Raw genomic sequence first — 17,150 nt, forward strand, 5'->3', positions numbered from 1 at the left:
AATCGCATATCGGCAATGTTATACAATTTGACAGAGCAGGGCTTTCCAAAGTTATGCCAGATGAAAGAGCGCTTCAGGAAAAAAAACTCTCATTCATGATCGTCAATATTTCTTCCGGAATTTTGTTGGGATTGCTGATTATCCTGGATACGACGGCATTGGCCAGTCTTGTTTTTCATGGAACTTTGCTGGTTTATTTGCCGGCGGCATTATGCTTATCCTTGCTGGTGACAATTTTTTTGACTGGTCTGCGATTGCTGCTGGCAGGCTCTCCCTACATTATTGGTAATGTTCAGGAAGCCTATTTTGTGATGATAGCCGCACTAACCGTTTCTCTGGCTCAAGAGGCGTCGCAATCATTAATTTCGATTCACACGACGTTAGCGCTGATGATGTTGTGCACGTTCATGATTGGATGCATTCTATATATGGCCGGCCGATATCGGCTTTACAAATTTCTCCAATTTATTCCCTACCCTGTGGTTGTCGGCTATCTTGCTGGATTAGGCGGATTAATTCTCCTGGGTACAATCAATATCTTGACCGGCGTTAATATTACTGAAGGGGGTAATCTTGGCAGCCTTTTTACCCCAAAAGAACTCGCGCTCTGGTTACCTGCTTTTGCTTATACCTTGCTCATGGTTTTGTTGGCTCGGAAATTCCCAGATAAAAAATGGCTTTTTCCAGCCATGATTTTACTTGCGATTTTTATTTTTTATTGCCTATTGTTCGTTTTGGATCTGCCTATTGATAAGGCAAGGCATGCCAATCTCATGTTCAATCTCGAGCATTTCTCGGGATTGAATGTTTTTTATCATCCATTTTTTGCAAAATCCTACATAGATTGGCCATTTGTGCTGCAACACCTATATGATGTAGTCGCCATCGTATTGGTTAATTTTCTTGGCGTTTTTGTTCATCTTAATGCACTCGAAACTGAGCTGAGCACCACTCTTGATATGCGCCTTGAGATGAGATCTTATGGACTTGCCAATCTATTGTTTGGTTTATTGGCAGCGCCAGCCGGGTATCATTCCGTTGGTTTAACGGCGCTGAATCATACCTTTGGGGGCCGCCATCTTGTTTCTATCATCACTCTGTTAGTTGTAGCCCTGCTAGGCATTTTTTATGGGAGTTATATTATTCTCCTGGTTCCTAAAAGTGTATTTGCCATTTTATTGTTTTTTATCAGCATCAATTGGTTGGCCAGTTATTTAATACAATCCAGAAAAAAACTGCCCTTATTGGAATATCTAATCGTCATGATTATTTTCTTAAGCATGCTTTTGCTAAGCTTTTATTGGGCGGTTATCTTCGGCATTTTACTTTCGGTATTGATTTTTGGTTATCAATACAGCCGAATTAGCGTTATCCATTCCGAGCTGCAAGGAGAACAAGTACGCAGTACAGTTAAGTATCACCCGATCCATGCCCGATTTCTGGAAAAAAAGCGTCATCAGCTCGTGTTAATCAAATTGCAAGGCTACCTTTTTTTTGGAAATACAGCAGAGTTGACGGCTAAAGCGCTTTCTTACATAAAAACAGTGGATTTTGCAGAAGAAGCTTTTATTTTGTTTGATTTTTCATTGGTGAAGGGGATAGATTATTCCGCAATTCATGCATTTGTCAGATTAAACCAACAAGTTAAAAAAACGAAAGTCCAGGTAATCTTGTGTAACCTTGCGGAAAAAATGCTTGCTTCTTTCACTCAGGCATACCGGCAGGCAGAGATGGCGCAGGATTTTATTCATTATGCCAAACTGGACTACGCCATCGAATGGAGTGAAAAAAAGCTATTAAATCATGCTCCTTCCCTGCCGCAAACAGAATCTGTTCATGTGCAGTTGAGAAATTTATTTTCTGAATCTTTGGCTAATGCCTTGATTCCCTATCTCACAGCGCGCCATTATTGTCCTGGAGAGATTATTTATCGGCAAGGAGAGCAAACAACCGGTATAGATTTTATTATCTCCGGTGCAGTCGAAATTTTATTGGAAACCAAGCTGCAAACTGTGCGTCTTGGAAAGTTTTATAGCGGAAATATGATTGGTGAAATGGGTGTTTATCTACAAGAAAATCGTTCAGCGACTGTCAAATGCATTGAGCCGGCACTCCTTTATACTTTATCTAAAGAGCAATTCAGAGAAATGAATCAAAAAGAACCCAAATTGGCAGCCCTGTTTCACTTCACGTTAGCCAAAATATTGAGTGAGCGCTTGAAAAGCACAAATCGATTTATATCAAGTTCATTATTTTAGGTTCATTTATTTATGAGTGAATAACTCATTGATCAGGGCTTGTCCTGTGCGTTCTCACAGGTATTTTACACATTGCTTTCCTAGCCTTTAATGCATGCTATCGGTTTGAGAAAAGCGACTCTTTGTGCCAGACCGGCACGTTCAGTTGCCATGACGACTTCCTCAATATCCTTATACGCGTCTGGGGCTTCTTCCGCGATACCGCGCATCGAATAACTGTAAATATAAATTCCTTGATTTTCAAGTTCATGAACAAGTTCCTTGCCGCGCCATTTTTTCAAAGCCTGTCTTCGGCTCATTTTTCGACCTGCGCCATGGCAGGCTGAGGCAAAGGCATGATTAAATTCAGGAGAGTTTCCTGCCAATATATAAGAGCCTGTGCCCATGCTCCCGCCAATGCATACCGGCTGGCCTGATTTTTTATAACGTATTGGTAAGGCAGGGTGCCCTGGCCCAAAGGCGCGCGTTGCTCCTTTGCGATGGATGTATATTTCCCTTGCTTGCCCATCGATATGGTGTACTTCCCGTTTGCAGGTGTTATGCGACACATCAAACAAGGTTTCAATATGTGCCTTTGATATAATCTTTGAGAAAACCTGGCGCGCTAGATGGGTAATAATCTGTCGGTTAGCAAGCGCACAGTTAATGCCGGCACACATCGCCCCCAGATATTGCTGCCCTTCTTTTGAAAGTATCGGGGCACAGGCGAGCTCACGATCGGGTAAATGAATTCCTTGTTGTTTGGCCGCTTTGGCCAAGGACACTAAATAGTCTGTACCTATCTGATGGCCCAAGCCGCGAGAGCCGCAATGAATGGAAACGATGATTTGATTTTTAACAAGTCCAAATATTTTGGCAATATCCTCCCGATGTATCGTTTTGACCACTTGAATCTCCAGATAATGATTTCCAGAGCCCAATGTGCCCATTTCCTTTAGCTGACGTTTTTTGGCTAAATCCGAAACATACAGAGGATTTGCTCCCTGCATGCGGCCGTTTTCTTCGATATAGGACAAGTCTTCTTTTTCGCCATAGCCTTTACTGACAGCCCATTCAGCGCCGCCTTGCATGACTTCATCCAGCTGGGAACTGGTCAAACGCAGCTTTCCTTGCGAGCCGACGCCCGAGGGGACCGCAGCAAACAATTCATCAGCAAGGGGCTGGAGTTTCGATAATATATCTTCTTGAAACAAGTTAGTTCTTAGACAACGGATACCGCATGAAATGTCAAAACCGACGCCGCCTGCAGAAATAATGCCGCCTTTTTCAGCGTCAAAAGCGGCAACGCCTCCAATTGGAAATCCATAACCCCAATGAGCGTCAGGCATGGTCATCGCAGGCCCCACAAGTCCTGGGAGTTGCGAAACGTTGATGATTTGTTCGCGCACTTTTTCATCCATAGCGGAAATTAAATCTCTGCTGCCGTACATCCGCACTGAATCCAAGGCTTCAACCGGCGCCCAACAATATTCATCAATTTGTTTTATTGTCGTCATATCCATAACAATATCCTGTGAACTTTAGACATCCACCACGCATTGCGCGATCCAACGGTTGTTCGTCTGTTTGACTGACAGCATGGTTAGCGTTGCCCCTTTCACTTCAATGCCCCGTACGATATCATCCCGCCATTTTTCCCCCCAGGCTTTACCTTTCCACAGTTCATTTGTTCGGTAGAGCTGAAAACGGCTGAACACCCGGTTTTCGGTTTGCGATTTTGCCAAAAGCAAATTAAGCCAGGTCACAAAAGCCAACTCCAAATCTTGTTCCCTAAATTCTAAATTAACTGATGAATGGGCATGCACCAACGACAGATCCGCAGTTAAAGCAAACATGGCTTCTGCGGCATTTATAAAACATTCTTCTACCGTTTTACCATGGCCGATGATGCCGATATCGGCATCATGATCAAAATAATTTTCATCCGATATCATGATCCCTCTTAAATTCTCATACCTGCTGCTCAAAAAGATTAGGCTGGGTTGAAAGATTTCGAACCATTATTTAAGTGTAGTAGTTCAAACTTGATCTGCCAGTTGCCGGTTACGGGCAGAGAATAGGCTGATGCTGATCTTTAGAAACAGATTTCCTATTGATCTAAAACAGAACAAATAAAGCATTGTATAGTCAAATCATGATTTTACCCTGTATAGGCAGGAAAAAATATTGGGATTTTTCCACCGTTTAATTTCAGTTTGCGTATAATATCAATTTTGCCTAATAGATGAATTGAGATGGCAGTGCCCGAAACCATAGTTCCCAAACAACAAAGTCTTTTGCGTTCTACAACCCTGGTTTCTCTCATGACATTCATATCGCGCATCATGGGGTTCGCGCGCGATATGACCCTTGCGCATTTTTTTGGTGCCTCTGTCGGAATGGATGCTTTTCTCATAGCTTTTAAAATACCCAATTTCATGCGCCGCCTGTTTGCGGAAGGGGCTTTTTCGCAGGCTTTTGTACCTGTATTGGCCGAGTATCAGGAAACCAGGACCATTGAGGAAGTTCGTTTGTTTCTGGCCCGTATTGCAGGTACGCTCAGCGCTATTCTTACACTGGTAACGCTTGTCGGAATTATTGCATCCCCTTATATCGTTTTTATTTTTGCGCCAGGGTTTGGCGAAGGTTCTCCTCGTTCGCTGATGGCTATTGAGATGCTGCGCCTTACCTTTCCGTATCTGATGCTGGTATCATTAACAGCTATGGCAGGGGCCATATTGAATACTTACGGTTATTTTGGCGTGCCGGCTTTTACTCCTGTTTTGCTCAATATTTCAATGATCGTGGCCGCTGTATTTGCAAGTCCCCATTTTTCTAACCCTGTCATTGCCTTGGCATGGGGGGTTCTCTTTGCAGGTATTGCCCAATTGCTTTTTCAGCTGCCTTTTCTTTACCAGCGTAAGCTTTTGGTCAAGCCTCGATTGTTATTCAGCGACCCGGGTGTCAGACGGGTATTGAAGCTCATGGTTCCTGCTTTATTTGGCGTATCGATTGCACAAATTAATCTGTTAATCGATACCATTTTTGCCTCTTTTCTTAAAGTAGGCAGCGTTTCATGGCTGTTCTTCAGCGATCGTTTGACTGATTTTCCCTTGGGTGTTTTTGGCGTTGCTATTGCGACAGTCATCTTGCCGCATTTATCTCGCAGGCACACGGAACACAGTGTCGAACTGTTTTCCAAAGCGCTTGACTGGGGATTGCGCTTGCTGCTGCTTATCGGTGTGCCTTCGGCGCTGGGATTGGCACTATTTGCGATGCCATTGATCAGCAGCTGTTTTGCTTACGGCAAGTTTTCCCTTTTTGATGTGTTGCAGACGCAAAAAAGCTTGTTTACTCTGGCTCTTGGCGTTCCAGCTTTTATGATGGTTAAAGTGTTGGCCTCTGGATTTTATGCCCGGCAAAATATCAAAACTCCAGTGAAAGTTGGCGCGGCTGCCATGGTTGTGAATACAATATTCTGCGCTTTGCTCATTGGTCCCTTGGAACATGCGGGTTTAACCCTGGCGTCAACGATTGCGGGATACGTCAATTGCGCCATTTTATTTTTACTGCTGGTCAGGCGCCGTATTTATATTCCCTTGCCGGGATGGGGAAAATTTATCCTGCAACTTTTGATTGCGAATATGATCATGAGTATGTATCTTTTGTGGGCGGTTGGAGATGCTTCATACTGGATGGATCTCGCGGCAATTGCGCGCCTTGGTTTATTGCTTGGGCACGTGCTGGCGGCTTTGGTTATATATATATTATCCTTGATCCTTTGTGGCATGCGCCCTGCTCAATTTCGCGGGCAAATAGGAGCGGTTTGATTTCGCAGGAGGGGATATTCAATCCAGGAGTTACCATGCAAGCGGATATTTTTTATAAGACAACCTGCAGTGATGCCTTGCCGTTAAGCTTCTTGAGCAAAGCGGAATTTCAGCAGCAGCTGCCAGGTTTAACGCCCTATGAGCGTGAACATTTTGCCATACAGCAATTTAACGGCAACCTCGGGCAATTTGCCATTATTCGTAACGCAAAAGGGCGTCCTGAAAAAATCATTATAGGCACGGGTGACGGTCATCAAGCTCTGGCTATGGCGCATGCTGCAACCATGATACCGCCAGGACATTATTATCCAGAATCGCAATTATCAGAGTTTGCCCAAATTAGCTGGGGGCTTGCGCAGTATCGCTTTGATCGGTACAAATCGGCCGACGCTTTGCCGAGAGTCCTCTTGCTGCCCAAGGAAAAACTTGATTTGCTCCTGCCGGAAATCAAGGCAGTTTTTCTGGTTCGTGATCTGATTAATACTCCCGCAAATGATCTGTCTCCTGAGCATCTCGCTGAAGTTGTGGAAAAACTTGCCAATGAACACGGCGGGATATTTAAGCAATGGGTTGGCAATGAATTATTGGATGATAATTTTCCTGCTATTCATGCAGTAGGCCGGGGCTCTGTAAAAGAACCAAGGCTTTTATCACTCACCTGGGGAGATGCCGCACACCCCAAAGTGACCTTGCTTGGCAAAGGGGTTACGTTTGATACAGGCGGTTTGGATATCAAACCCTCCTCCGGCATGCGCTTGATGAAAAAAGATATGGGCGGTGCTGCTCAAGTGATTGGCTTGGCAAGTTGGCTTATGGCTATTCAACTGCCAATTCGCCTTCAAGTACTGATTCCTGCTGTTGAAAATTCCCCTGGAGGAGATGCTTATCGGCCGGGTGATATATTATACATGCGCAATGGATTGAGCGTTGAAATTGATAATACCGATGCAGAAGGCCGCCTGATTCTGGCGGACGCCCTTTGTAAAGCCTGTGAAGAAAAACCGGAGTTGCTGCTTGATTTTGCAACACTTACGGGAGCGGCAAGAGTAGCAGTCGGCACGGAAATTTCAGCGCTTTTTACCTCTGATGACGAACTGGCGATACACTTGAGCAAGAAAGGAGAGGAAAAATTTGACCCAATTTGGCGTCTGCCCCTCTACGGGAATTATTCCAGCATGCTTGAATCAACTGTTGCCGATCTGGTTAATTGCAGCGCTTCGCCCTATGCAGGCGCGATTACCGCCGCATTATTTTTGCAACGTTTTGTCGACCCTGGCATCCCTTGGGCTCATTTTGACATTATGGCCTGGAATTTGGGAAGCAAACCAGGGCGGCCAGAGGGTGGTGAGGCAATGGCCATGCGTGCTGTTGGCAGTTTTCTGCTGGAACGTTATGGCCGCAGGGGCAGTCCAATTTCTTGATGGATAACCTGCAGCCTAATCAGGGCTTTGGGAAAGCTGGTGAATATGGATGTTACAGCCCTGGCCTTTATAGTCGCGATAATGCCTGCGGCTAATTTCCTTTGATACTTCATCAGCAGAAACAATTTCAATGACGCGTTGGAAGCGCTGGTAGTAATGAGGAATATTATCCGCAAGATTCATCAGTAAATCATGAAACCCCCGCGGCTCTTTGCCAAAGCCAATCTGAACAGGAGGGGGCGGCTCAGGCCCTTCGCCTTGCAAATTGTGCGGAATGAAACTGTCATCCTTGAAAGTCCATAACAATTCATCGAGATTCTCAGCATCTTCTTGATGATTGCAGTTGACAAAAACCTGATGATTGCGCGCATATGCCTTTTCAAGCAGGCGGCAGGCAAGCAGCCAGCGGGCCTCAGGCCCGCCTTCTTCGAGAAGATAAAAATCAATCCTGATTGGCAACATCTTGTAATAGCTGCATTAATAGTGGTACAGGGCGGCCGGTCGCATTGCGCTTTTTGCCTGAAATCCAGGCAGTGCCCGCGATGTCCAGGTGCGCCCAGCGGTATTTTCTGGTAAATTTTGACAAAAAACAAGCAGCAGTAATGCTGCCCGCTATGCGGTCAAATCCAGCATTCATCATGTCGGCCAGCGGGCTTTCGAGCGCGTCTTGATAGGCCTCTTCCAGAGGAAGCCGCCAGGTTTTATCAAGACTCTCTCGCGCGGCCTGTAAAATCATATCGGCAAGCTCGTCATCTTCTGTCATCAAGCCAGTATAGACAGTCCCAAGAGCTACAAGCACAGCGCCTGTTAATGTGGCAATATCAATGACGAGCTTGGGGTTGAACTGTTCGGCATAGGTGAGTGCGTCGGCCAAAACCAGGCGCCCTTCAGCATCTGTATTGACGATTTCAACAGTTTGGCCTGACATGCTTTTCACGATGTCGCCAGGTTTCACAGCATGACCGCTTGGCATATTTTCCGCAGCCGCCACAAGACCAATGACATTCACAGGAAGATTCAGCAACGCACAGGCTTTAAGCACGCCAAATACGCTGGCTGCCCCTGCCATATCGTATTTCATTTCCGTCATGGCATCAGCAGGTTTCAGAGATAGCCCCCCAGAATCAAAGGTTATGCCTTTGCCTACCAAAACCACAGGCGGCCTGTCGCCTGCACCCAGATACTGCAGTTCAATCAATTTGGGCGGTTCTGTGCTTCCTTGGCCCACGGCTAATAAGGCTCCCATGCCCATGGCTTTCATATCGGCCGGGGTCATGATTTTGGCGTTTAGCGAATCGTAATGTTCTGCAAGCTCCATGGCTTGAGAGGCGAGATAGGCAGGCGTGCAGACATTGGCAGGCAAATTGGCAAGCGTACGTGCCAAGCGCACGCCTTCTGCAATGGCTTTTGCTTTTGTCAGGGTTTTATCTTGGCTGCCGGGTAAGTAGAAGAGCAGCGATTCTATGCCATAGGCTTTTTTGTCTTTACTTTTAAATTCAAGCAGCTGATAAAATTGGGCATCAAACTGCAACACCATTTGCTGCAATTGCGAGTCTGGGCTTTGTTTTTTCAACAACGGCATGCAAATGGTCGCGACGTTTGTCCGTCGTTTTATGAGCTGATCGGCAATGTCTTCGATTCTTTTTTTTAATTCTGCTGCAGAGAAGCGATTTTCCGCGCCGCAATGAACAAGCATTAAATCGCAGCCGTCGATGTCGCTCCAGATTATATCGCCCTTGTCGAGCAGTTTTCCGGCAAGGCGGGCTAAAAGGCCGTGATGTTTATTATCCAGGTGATATGCAACTTCAGGCAAATCACGGCCAAAGGTACCTAATACCAGGCATTCGTTTGGATTAATGGCAGGCGTATGGGTTAATGCGTATTTCATGCTGCATCCGGATAGATAAAACTGCAAGTTTAATCAGGTTTTAGATTTTTTTCCAGGAAGACCACTCATTCATCAAAATGGTATATACTATGGGCTTGTTTTTCAATTTTGGATAATTTGAATAGTCAGGCAAAATCGTATTTTGGCTATATGCCCAATATTGATGCCATTTGAAAGATGGGCTTCCCCGTGCGGAAATAGCAAATTGTATAAATGCATTCATTATCCAAAATGGTATGATTTTGCTCTCATCTGAAAAGGAAGCAGCGTTTTAGTTAACTTTTTAAGAGGCATACTATCCTTGTGATAATTTTTCGTTATCTGGCTAAGGAAGTCTTTATCACTTTGGCGTCTTTGACCACCATCTTGATGCTGATTTTCATGAGCAACCAGTTTATGCGCTATTTAAGCCGCGCGGCCAGCGGAAAAATTCCTGCTGTGTTTATCATGAAACTCATGATGCTTGAATTGCCTAATTTAATGGGGCTTTTACTCCCTTTAGGCTTTTACGTAGCGCTGTTACTCGCCTATGGACGCTTATACGCGGAAAGCGAGATGACGGTATTGCAAGCATGCGGCTACGGCCCAAATCAATTGTTAAAGCATAGCTTCATCATGGCTTCTGTTGTGGCAGGGGCGGTCATGATCATCATGCTCTGGGTCAGCCCGATGATAGCTGTGGAGCGGGCAAAATTACTGCGCACAACCGGTATTCAAACCCTTATAAAAACCATAGTGCCGGGACGGTTTCGCGAAATCCCCGGCGGCCGCCAGGTTTTCTACGTAGAAAAAATGAATCCTGCCCATACTGAGGCCAAACATGTTTTTCTTGCCAAACTGGTAGAGAAGAATAACAGGCAACAATGGGATGTCATCTGGGCTGATAAAGCATATGCAGAGACAGAAGAGAGTACCGGGGAAGATTATATTATTCTTCAGGATGGCAAAGCTTATGAAGGCCAGCCTGGCAAGGCAGATTATCAGGTTGCTGAGTTTAGCGATTACCGGGCGCGATTGCCGCATCCCGTTTCCGCCGTCAGTGAAGATATCCGTACAGCCGCAACAAAAACTCTCTGGCCGCTGAACAACCCTGATCGTCAAAAAGCAGCAGAATTGCAATGGCGATTATCCATACCGATCATGGTTTTTGTCCTGACTTTAGTTGCCGTTCCTTTAAGCCGCGTCAGCCCACGCTCAGGCAAATATGCCAAGCTGCTTCCCGCAGTTGTGCTTTTTATCATTTATGCCAATTTTATGTTTGTGGCCAGGGACTGGCTGATTGCAGGAAAGCTGCCAATTTGGTTGGGAATGGGGTGGCTGCATTTTGCAGTTGCCGCATTTGGATTGTTTTTAATCTGGCGAAACGGGAAGAAATTATCATGAAGTCCCGCTTGCTTGAGCGCTATATTGCAAGAACCGTGCTGGCGGCAATTGGCCTTGTGACCCTTTTGCTGGCTGGTTTGCAACTGTTCATTCTATTTGTTAATCAGTTAGATGACCTGGGAAAGGCAAATTTTGGGCTGCTTCAGGCTGCCGTGTATGTTTTTTTACAAATGCCTTACCAGGTTTATCTTTTCTTTCCCATGGCGAGCTTGCTTGGCAGCCTGGTGGGGCTTGGCGTGCTCGCAAGCCATCATGAGCTCGTCGTCATGCGTGCCGCCGGCATGTCTATCGGGCAAGTCATTGTGGCGGTGCTTAAAGCAGCTTTCATTGTGATTGTTATTGTTACCATACTGGGTGAGACTATTGTGCCTCGCTTGGCGCAAATGGCTAATGATCAACGGTTGCAGGCTATGAGTGAAGGCCAGGCTTTACGGACAGCCAGGGGGGTGTGGCTGCGGCAAGGAAATGATTTTATCAATATTGATACCATATTACCGAACAATATTTTATTGAATGTGAGTCAATTCCGCTTTAACGACAGCCATCATCTGCAACGTGCAAGACAAATTGAGAAAATTGAATACCGCGAGGGTCAGTGGATAGCAAGCGGTATTTCCGAAACGAGGATTACACCTCAGTCCACAGAGGCAAAATTTCATGACAACATGGTATGGGATATTGCCCTTAAACCAAGAATTTTGCAGGTGGGCAGCAGCGAACCGGATGAAATGACCCTGCGTGAAATACGCCAATATTTGCGCATCCAAAAAGCAAATCACCAAACGGCGCTTAACTATCAGTTGGCTTTTTGGCAACGCCTGTTACAGCCAATAACAACTGCTGTAATGATGTTTTTAGCTATCCCCTTTATTTTTGGCCCTTTGCGATCTTCTTCTATGGGGTCAAAATTACTGATTGGGGCAAGCTTGGGCTTTACCTTTCATATCATTAACCGGATTTTTGGGCCCATAAGCCAGGTGTTTCAATGGCCAGTAGAAATCGCAGCTTTTGCTCCAATCTTAATCTTTGCCTTACTTGGCTTTTATTTAATGCAGCGAGTCAGATAAGAATTCAGCCGATTTTCTGCTGCGTTTTAAGGGAATAAGCATATGTTTGTTTACCGGCACTTCCTGGAAGCAGTTTTTAATCCTTATATTATTGGCCTGTCCATTCTGGTCATTTTTACGGTGGGATTGCATTGGTTTGGAAACACGAGAAGCGTCCGTATCGGCATCACAACAGGAGTGGGTGCTCTCATATTGTTCAGCATGGGTTGGTTGCCGATGTGGCTAACCAGAATACTTGAAAATCAATACCCAGTGGTGAAAAAACCAAACCCAAACGTGCATTGGGTAGTCGTTTTAGGTGGCGGGCAGGCGCAATATGTAGACGGAGAAGCCCATAACGTATTGTATACGGCAAGTATCAGGCGGCTTCTTGAAGGAATAAGGCTTTATCGATTATTGCCTCATGCGAAATTGCTGTTATCCGGCGGCGAATATGGCGGGGAGAAAAAAGAGGCGCATCGCCTGGCAGAAATCATTTCCTGGCTTGCCATACCTCATGAAGACATAGTTATTGAGTCTAATTCCAGCAACACTGCCAGTCAGGCAAGAGAGCTTAAAAAAAGGTTAAATCAAGAGCCCTTTTATCTTGTAACCTCAGCTATCCATCTACCCCGAGCCATGGCGTTATGTCGCAAGCAAGGATTGAAGCCCATTGCCGCCCCTACGGATTTTACTTATTTCTGGCAGGATGAGCGCTGGGAAAAATATTACCTGCCCAACCCCAAAAATCTGGTTTATTTAAATATTGCCTGGCACGAGATCCTCGGCAGGGCATGGGCAAGGCTGCAGGGTCAAGCCTAGAGGGCATCTCAGCATGGCTTTAAACTTGAATGCGGTTTATTCGCTTTTTGAGTCTTTTTCAAGCCAGTTTGATAAAATATGAATAATTTTGCGAGCCTGCTCTTCGCTTGAGATATTAAATTTTGATTTTTGCCAGTATTGGTTGTTGCGCTTCTGGTAGCGGCGAATGGAATACTTGACCGGACCATAAGCCTGTTTGCTGTTATCCCAGTCTTGATAGCGGAAGAGAATAGTGGTCCATGCGCCCTTGGATAAGATTTCCTTATCTAATTCTTTAGTGGTTTCAACCCCATTTTCGCTGTAAGAAACAGTTATATCATCAATTGTTTCGCTCATCCAAGTTTTCCAAATAATAATGCCGTAGGTTTTAATGTTATGATTGATCTTTTGCCGCGGAAAAAAAAGCTGCCGCTATTGATGCGGCTAAGGTTATTAATCTGATTTCAGTTGATGGATTGTAATTCCCCGTCAACAAAAGTCAAGCGTACTGGAGGTTGGTAAGGATTTATCTGGTAAATCCAAATTTGCGGCTTTTCATTGGTGGGGACGGGTTGATAAATAAAGGTATTGTTCACCAGTTCAGGACTCCCGCAGGCATTTAAGACCTTGCTTTCCTCATCGCCTACCTGGAACGTCCCATACTGGCAGATAGAAACGGCATTGGTATCTGAGCCATTTAAGCGGATGGAGCTCACTTTATCATTAATAACATCCACTTCCAGTCTGACCCGGGTTGTACCGGAGGGCAGGGACCATTCCTCATAAATCGGCTCAAGCGTAGGGTATAAACTGCTTTCATTAAGCCTTGTAAAAATCAGCTGCTTAACAGGAACCTGGATGTTCGGAGCTTGATCCACTTCCTGCTTGCTGAGCGGCTCCCCGCAGGCAGCAAGCACTTCCTGCTCTTTCATGCCAATTTTGATATAGCCTTGTTTTTGCGGGCAATAGAGCATATCAACAGCAAATGAAGATGGCGAAAACAGTAGAATCGCAGATAAAATAAGAAGATGAAACAAACCATATGAAGTCATGGCTTGTTTATGAGAGGAATTGCGGGCATTGGCTGAATTGTTGCTCATAATTGATTTCAAGCGGCAAGTTCATTAACTATAGTATAGTCGACAATCTGATTTTTTCTCTTGCCGCTTGGCCGAAAATCTCAAACAAGCGGTATTGAGGCACGAATAAAAATAGTAATAATCTTAATAATGACCAAAATTAAAATAGGAGAAAAATCAAATCCTGAAATATCCGGAACCAGCCGCCTGCCCCATTGTAGAACAGGTTCGGTGATGAGCCTTAATATTTCGGCAATTGGGTGTTGCGACATGGGGTTGACCCAGCTCAAGATAACACGAATAATGATGGCGTAAAACAGGAGATCCAAAGGTTGGACAATTAAATCCGCTAAAACGCAGATAAAAAGCAAGACAATGGGGATGATGGCACCGTAAAAAAGCAAAGCCAGCAATACGAATTTTATTATTTCAACCAATACGAGAAAAGTAATGCATGCCCAATCATACCGGCTTTGTCGTGAGCCTTGAAACAGGAGGCGGTTAATGGGCTGGATGACAGCATCAGTCAGGGTATGAATCATTCGGCTAACGGGATGCAGGGAGCTTACCCTGAGGTAGCGAAGGGCAATGCGCGCCCAAAGCAAAAAAATGAGTAAGCTGAAAAATAAGTTAAATAAAAAATAACCCACTGTAGTTAACCCTGCCATACGAACCTCGTTTTTTATAATTGATCACTCATGTCCATTGCCAGTTACCTGGCTTGCTTCAAGAAGCAGATTGCAGTTCTTCCGCACGTTTTAACGCAGATGTCATCGCAGCCTTGACAATAGGTTCGAGGCCATGTTGTTGAAAAACAGCAATGGCCGCGGCCGTTGTCCCTGCCGGAGAAGTTACTCTTTTTCTTAATTCCGCAATCTCGCTGGCGCTCTGTTCAACCAGGCTAGCCGCCCCCATAACAGTTTGCAAGGTAAATTTTTGTGCGGCGGCTTTTTCAATGCCCATATCGACTGCTGCGTTGATCATGGCTTCCATAAATAAAAAAATATAAGCCGGGCCGCTGCCTGATAAGGCTGTAAAGATATTGAGCTCTTTTTCTTCTGTGACCCAGGTAGTAATACCTACATGGTTAAAAATTAATTCTGCCTTTTTTTGCTGCGGCTTCGTAACCCATGAGTTTGCCATTAGGGGCGTCGCGCCCAGGCCTATCGCTGATGCTATATTGGGCATTGCCCGCACTATCGGGACAGGTTTGTCGTATTCTTGTGCAAACCAGTTAAAATCAATGCCGGCAGCCAGCGAGATGAGCAAGCTCGTAGGCGGCAGATGTCTCGATATTTGATGATAGACGGCTTTCATTTGCGCAGGTTTAATGGCAAGGATGATGACATCCCTGCCGGGTAATACAGCAAGATTGTCGTTATGGGTTTCAATGCCCTGATCATTCACGCCCGCGGTTAAAGAAGGAGCCGCGGCGGAAATCTGGAATTTTTTCGTTTTTAACAGGCCGCATGCTATGGCTTTCGCCATATTTCCAAAGCCGATGAAACTGATTTTCATGAGTGTCTTTCGCCAAATATTGCTTGTCCAATACGGATCATGGTACTTCCAGCACATATGGCAGCGGGCCAGTCACTGCTCATACCAATCGATAAGGTATCCAACTTTACAGGTAAACTGGAGTTTAATAAATTAAAAAGCTCCTTTAAACGGGCAAAATATAAATACTGTTGATTTTCTTCTGCGGATTGAGGCGGAATCATCATCAATCCCCGCAAGCGCAACCGGGGCAGGGTCAAAATTGCGGCAATCAGTTCGTGCGCCTGTTCCGGATCAATTCCTGATTTCTGTTTTTCTTCGCCAAAATTGATCTGCACACACACATTTAACGGGGGTAGCTCGGGAGGTCGTTCATCATTTAAGAGCCTTGCGATTTTTAATCGGCACACACTATGAACCCACGAAAAATAGTTGGCAATTTCTTTAGCCTTATTGCTTTGAATGGCACCGATAAAGTGCCAGGAAACAGGAAGTTTTGCCAAGGCTTTGATTTTCGGCAGCGCTTCTTGAAGATAGCTTTCTCCAAAACTGGTAAGGCCTGCTTCATATGCGCGTTTGATTTTTTCGACAGGCTGGCCCTTACTGACTGCGAGAATATGCACTGAGTCCGGATCCCGCTTGCAGGTTAAGGCGACATGATGGATTTGAGCCTGTAATGTTTTAAGACGTTTTTCAATATTCATCAAACCGATTCCAGTGTTATGTAACTATTGTCCACAGATTTCATCTTATGCCATAAAAAGCGAAAAATTAATTTTTTCTTAATGTTAGTGCTATAAAATGAAACAGTTAAGCTAATCTATGAGATTGATGCCATGCCCTTAAACGCCCGTTATACCCGCAATGATTTGATACGCGTGCTTGGGGAGCCAAGCAAAATCAAGATCGAGCCCGAAGTTCCTCAGCAATATGATGAAATGAGCGGGTCTAAAATACCGCTTTGCTATCAGACTGACAGCACGCTTGTCTTTACGCCGGTCACCGATGTGCAGGATTTTCAAATGCGCTCATTGTCCGAATCTTTAAAAGAAACCTGCAATAAGCTGCCCGAAGAAACAAAAAAACGCATAAATACCTTAATCTTTCCTGTTGCCGAGCAGCGTTATAACCGCAGGCACTGGGCAACCTTGCATTATGATGTAAAAACAGGGGTCGCGACACTCATCGATTCAAGGCCGTGGTATGTTTCTTTTTGGTATCCAAGCTCATCCATGAAGCAAGCTTTGCTTGATAATGGCTTCAATGTGACACAATTTAATACAATTTACCAGGGCGTGCAACATGATGATACCCACTGTGGTGCCTGGACTGCGGCTAATATCATCGCGCTTACGGAGGGCAAAGTTTCTGTTCATGACCTCTCAAGCCGCTTCAGTCATTATGATAAATATAATCTGGTCAATCATAATATCCGCCTTGCCAACGGAGAAGTCGAAGATACAAATCGAGTCTACCAGCCGCTTGCGACAACTTTTTTCCAGAGGCATAAGGGTAAATTACTGTTGGCGGCAGGGGTAGCTTCTTTTTTAATTATCGCAGGATTGCTGGCGGTAACAGGAGGCATTGCAGCCATTCCAATTACTGGTGTGATACTTGGCAGTTTAACGGCAGTCTCAGGCAGCTTGATTGCAGCAGGCGTTTTAGGCGGTGGCCTTGCCATCACCGCGGGCATTGCGGCATTACTGAGTGTAGGAATCAAGAGGTTGTGGCGCAGCCAGCCTCCCGGGATGCAAATGGCTGCGACCCAAAAAGAGCAATATCCTACCACTTATGACGCGATTCACAACCTGACCCGAGGTACAGTTGTTTCCCAGCATGATGCAAGGCATATACAAGAAGAATGCGAAGAAAGTTTTGAAGATGGTTTTGAAGTGATAAAAAGAGAGGAAGAGAATAAAAATATCGGGGAAGTTAATCCCCGTTCAACTTTTTCTTTATAATGACTGA

At 45.1% G+C, this 17,150-nt stretch carries 16 protein-coding genes; 7 read left to right on the forward strand and 9 right to left on the reverse strand.

Features of this window, described 5'->3' with window-relative positions; all coding sequences use genetic code 11:
• Nucleotides 1-53 precede the first annotated feature (53 nt).
• The gene (locus Llon_RS02360; protein WP_058528475.1) at nt 54-2,258 is read left to right on the forward strand and encodes a SulP family inorganic anion transporter; all 2,205 of its coding nucleotides are present in this window, start codon (nt 54-56) and stop codon (nt 2,256-2,258) included.
• Nucleotides 2,259-2,338: 80 nt separating this feature from the next.
• Here Llon_RS02360 and Llon_RS02365 read toward each other — a convergent pair whose 3' ends face one another.
• Both Llon_RS02365 and Llon_RS02370 read right to left on the reverse strand, forming a co-directional pair.
• Entirely contained in the window at nt 2,339-3,760 is a 1,422-nt protein-coding gene (locus tag Llon_RS02365; protein WP_058528476.1) for an RtcB family protein, read from the reverse strand.
• Between the two features lie 18 nt (nt 3,761-3,778).
• A complete protein-coding gene (locus tag Llon_RS02370; RefSeq protein WP_058528477.1) occupies nt 3,779-4,192 on the reverse strand; it encodes an archease in 414 nt (137 codons plus the stop codon).
• A 300-nt stretch (nt 4,193-4,492) separates the two neighbouring features.
• On the opposite strand from Llon_RS02370, the gene murJ reads away from it, so the two are divergent.
• Both murJ and Llon_RS02380 read left to right on the forward strand, forming a co-directional pair.
• Nucleotides 4,493-6,067, forward strand: a complete 1,575-nt coding sequence (gene murJ / locus Llon_RS02375; RefSeq protein ID WP_058528478.1) for a murein biosynthesis integral membrane protein MurJ — start codon at nt 4,493-4,495, stop codon at nt 6,065-6,067.
• A 35-nt stretch (nt 6,068-6,102) separates the two neighbouring features.
• On the forward strand, nt 6,103-7,488 hold the full coding sequence (locus Llon_RS02380; protein WP_058528479.1) for a leucyl aminopeptidase family protein: 1,386 nt from the start codon (nt 6,103-6,105) through the stop codon (nt 7,486-7,488).
• Between the two features lie 15 nt (nt 7,489-7,503).
• Here the strand turns inward: Llon_RS02380 and Llon_RS02385 are convergent, their stop codons facing one another.
• Both Llon_RS02385 and Llon_RS02390 read right to left on the reverse strand, forming a co-directional pair.
• Nucleotides 7,504-7,950 (reverse strand): DNA polymerase III subunit chi, encoded by a 447-nt coding sequence (locus Llon_RS02385; protein WP_058528480.1) that lies wholly within the window; start codon nt 7,948-7,950, stop codon nt 7,504-7,506.
• Nucleotides 7,931-9,376, reverse strand: a complete 1,446-nt coding sequence (locus Llon_RS02390) for a leucyl aminopeptidase (RefSeq protein ID WP_058528481.1) — start codon at nt 9,374-9,376, stop codon at nt 7,931-7,933. Before Llon_RS02390 ends, Llon_RS02385 begins: the two co-directional genes overlap by 20 nt.
• A gap of 303 nt (nt 9,377-9,679) precedes the next feature.
• Between Llon_RS02390 and lptF the strand changes: the two genes are divergently transcribed.
• From lptF to Llon_RS02410, 3 genes are read left to right on the forward strand one after another with little or no spacing between them, the layout of a single operon-like run.
• Nucleotides 9,680-10,759 (forward strand): LPS export ABC transporter permease LptF, encoded by a 1,080-nt coding sequence (gene lptF, locus Llon_RS02400; RefSeq protein ID WP_058528483.1) that lies wholly within the window; start codon nt 9,680-9,682, stop codon nt 10,757-10,759.
• Nucleotides 10,756-11,826, forward strand: a complete 1,071-nt coding sequence (lptG, locus tag Llon_RS02405) for an LPS export ABC transporter permease LptG (RefSeq protein WP_058528484.1) — start codon at nt 10,756-10,758, stop codon at nt 11,824-11,826. The genes lptF and lptG overlap by 4 nt, the downstream gene beginning before the upstream one ends.
• Before the next feature lie 42 nt (nt 11,827-11,868).
• Nucleotides 11,869-12,627 carry a YdcF family protein gene (locus Llon_RS02410; RefSeq protein WP_058528485.1) on the forward strand — a complete coding sequence of 253 codons (759 nt, stop codon included), beginning with the start codon at nt 11,869-11,871 and terminating at the stop codon, nt 12,625-12,627.
• 36 nt (nt 12,628-12,663) lie between these two features.
• Here Llon_RS02410 and Llon_RS02415 read toward each other — a convergent pair whose 3' ends face one another.
• The 5 genes from Llon_RS02415 to Llon_RS02435 form a co-directional block, all read right to left on the reverse strand.
• Nucleotides 12,664-12,963, reverse strand: coding sequence for a hypothetical protein (locus Llon_RS02415; RefSeq protein ID WP_058528486.1), 300 nt, complete (start codon nt 12,961-12,963; stop codon nt 12,664-12,666).
• A gap of 107 nt (nt 12,964-13,070) precedes the next feature.
• Nucleotides 13,071-13,706: a DUF2845 domain-containing protein gene (locus Llon_RS02420; RefSeq protein ID WP_083503239.1), complete on the reverse strand. Its 636-nt coding sequence runs from the start codon at nt 13,704-13,706 to the stop codon at nt 13,071-13,073.
• 80 nt (nt 13,707-13,786) lie between these two features.
• Entirely contained in the window at nt 13,787-14,353 is a 567-nt protein-coding gene (locus tag Llon_RS02425; RefSeq protein ID WP_058528487.1) for a YggT family protein, read from the reverse strand.
• Between the two features lie 58 nt (nt 14,354-14,411).
• Nucleotides 14,412-15,203: a pyrroline-5-carboxylate reductase gene (gene proC, locus Llon_RS02430; protein WP_058528488.1), complete on the reverse strand. Its 792-nt coding sequence runs from the start codon at nt 15,201-15,203 to the stop codon at nt 14,412-14,414.
• Nucleotides 15,200-15,886 (reverse strand): YggS family pyridoxal phosphate-dependent enzyme, encoded by a 687-nt coding sequence (locus Llon_RS02435; RefSeq protein ID WP_058528489.1) that lies wholly within the window; start codon nt 15,884-15,886, stop codon nt 15,200-15,202. The genes proC and Llon_RS02435 overlap by 4 nt, the downstream gene beginning before the upstream one ends.
• A gap of 132 nt (nt 15,887-16,018) precedes the next feature.
• Between Llon_RS02435 and Llon_RS02440 the strand changes: the two genes are divergently transcribed.
• Nucleotides 16,019-17,143: a phage holin family protein gene (locus Llon_RS02440; protein WP_058528490.1), complete on the forward strand. Its 1,125-nt coding sequence runs from the start codon at nt 16,019-16,021 to the stop codon at nt 17,141-17,143.
• Nucleotides 17,144-17,150: the final 7 nt, after the last annotated feature.

The sequence above is a fragment of the Legionella londiniensis genome (genome assembly GCF_001467825.1).
GTDB classification, from domain to species: Bacteria; Pseudomonadota; Gammaproteobacteria; order Legionellales; family Legionellaceae; genus Legionella_A; species Legionella_A londiniensis.

What these genes read in the sequence shown, in the direction of transcription:
- Llon_RS02360 (WP_058528475.1), top strand. Translation starts at nt 54, where the DNA reads ATGCCAGATGAAAGAGCGCTTCAGGAAAAAAAACTCTCATTCATGATC.
- Llon_RS02365 (WP_058528476.1), bottom strand. Translation starts at nt 3,760, where the DNA reads ATGGATATGACGACAATAAAACAAATTGATGAATATTGTTGGGCGCCG.
- Llon_RS02370 (WP_058528477.1), bottom strand. Translation starts at nt 4,192, where the DNA reads ATGATATCGGATGAAAATTATTTTGATCATGATGCCGATATCGGCATC.
- murJ (WP_058528478.1), top strand. Translation starts at nt 4,493, where the DNA reads ATGGCAGTGCCCGAAACCATAGTTCCCAAACAACAAAGTCTTTTGCGT.
- Llon_RS02380 (WP_058528479.1), top strand. Translation starts at nt 6,103, where the DNA reads ATGCAAGCGGATATTTTTTATAAGACAACCTGCAGTGATGCCTTGCCG.
- Llon_RS02385 (WP_058528480.1), bottom strand. Translation starts at nt 7,950, where the DNA reads ATGTTGCCAATCAGGATTGATTTTTATCTTCTCGAAGAAGGCGGGCCT.
- Llon_RS02390 (WP_058528481.1), bottom strand. Translation starts at nt 9,376, where the DNA reads ATGAAATACGCATTAACCCATACGCCTGCCATTAATCCAAACGAATGC.
- lptG (WP_058528484.1), top strand. Translation starts at nt 10,756, where the DNA reads ATGAAGTCCCGCTTGCTTGAGCGCTATATTGCAAGAACCGTGCTGGCG.
- Llon_RS02410 (WP_058528485.1), top strand. Translation starts at nt 11,869, where the DNA reads ATGTTTGTTTACCGGCACTTCCTGGAAGCAGTTTTTAATCCTTATATT.
- Llon_RS02415 (WP_058528486.1), bottom strand. Translation starts at nt 12,963, where the DNA reads ATGAGCGAAACAATTGATGATATAACTGTTTCTTACAGCGAAAATGGG.
- Llon_RS02420 (WP_083503239.1), bottom strand. Translation starts at nt 13,706, where the DNA reads ATGAGCAACAATTCAGCCAATGCCCGCAATTCCTCTCATAAACAAGCC.
- Llon_RS02425 (WP_058528487.1), bottom strand. Translation starts at nt 14,353, where the DNA reads ATGGCAGGGTTAACTACAGTGGGTTATTTTTTATTTAACTTATTTTTC.
- proC (WP_058528488.1), bottom strand. Translation starts at nt 15,203, where the DNA reads ATGAAAATCAGTTTCATCGGCTTTGGAAATATGGCGAAAGCCATAGCA.
- Llon_RS02435 (WP_058528489.1), bottom strand. Translation starts at nt 15,886, where the DNA reads ATGAATATTGAAAAACGTCTTAAAACATTACAGGCTCAAATCCATCAT.
- Llon_RS02440 (WP_058528490.1), top strand. Translation starts at nt 16,019, where the DNA reads ATGCCCTTAAACGCCCGTTATACCCGCAATGATTTGATACGCGTGCTT.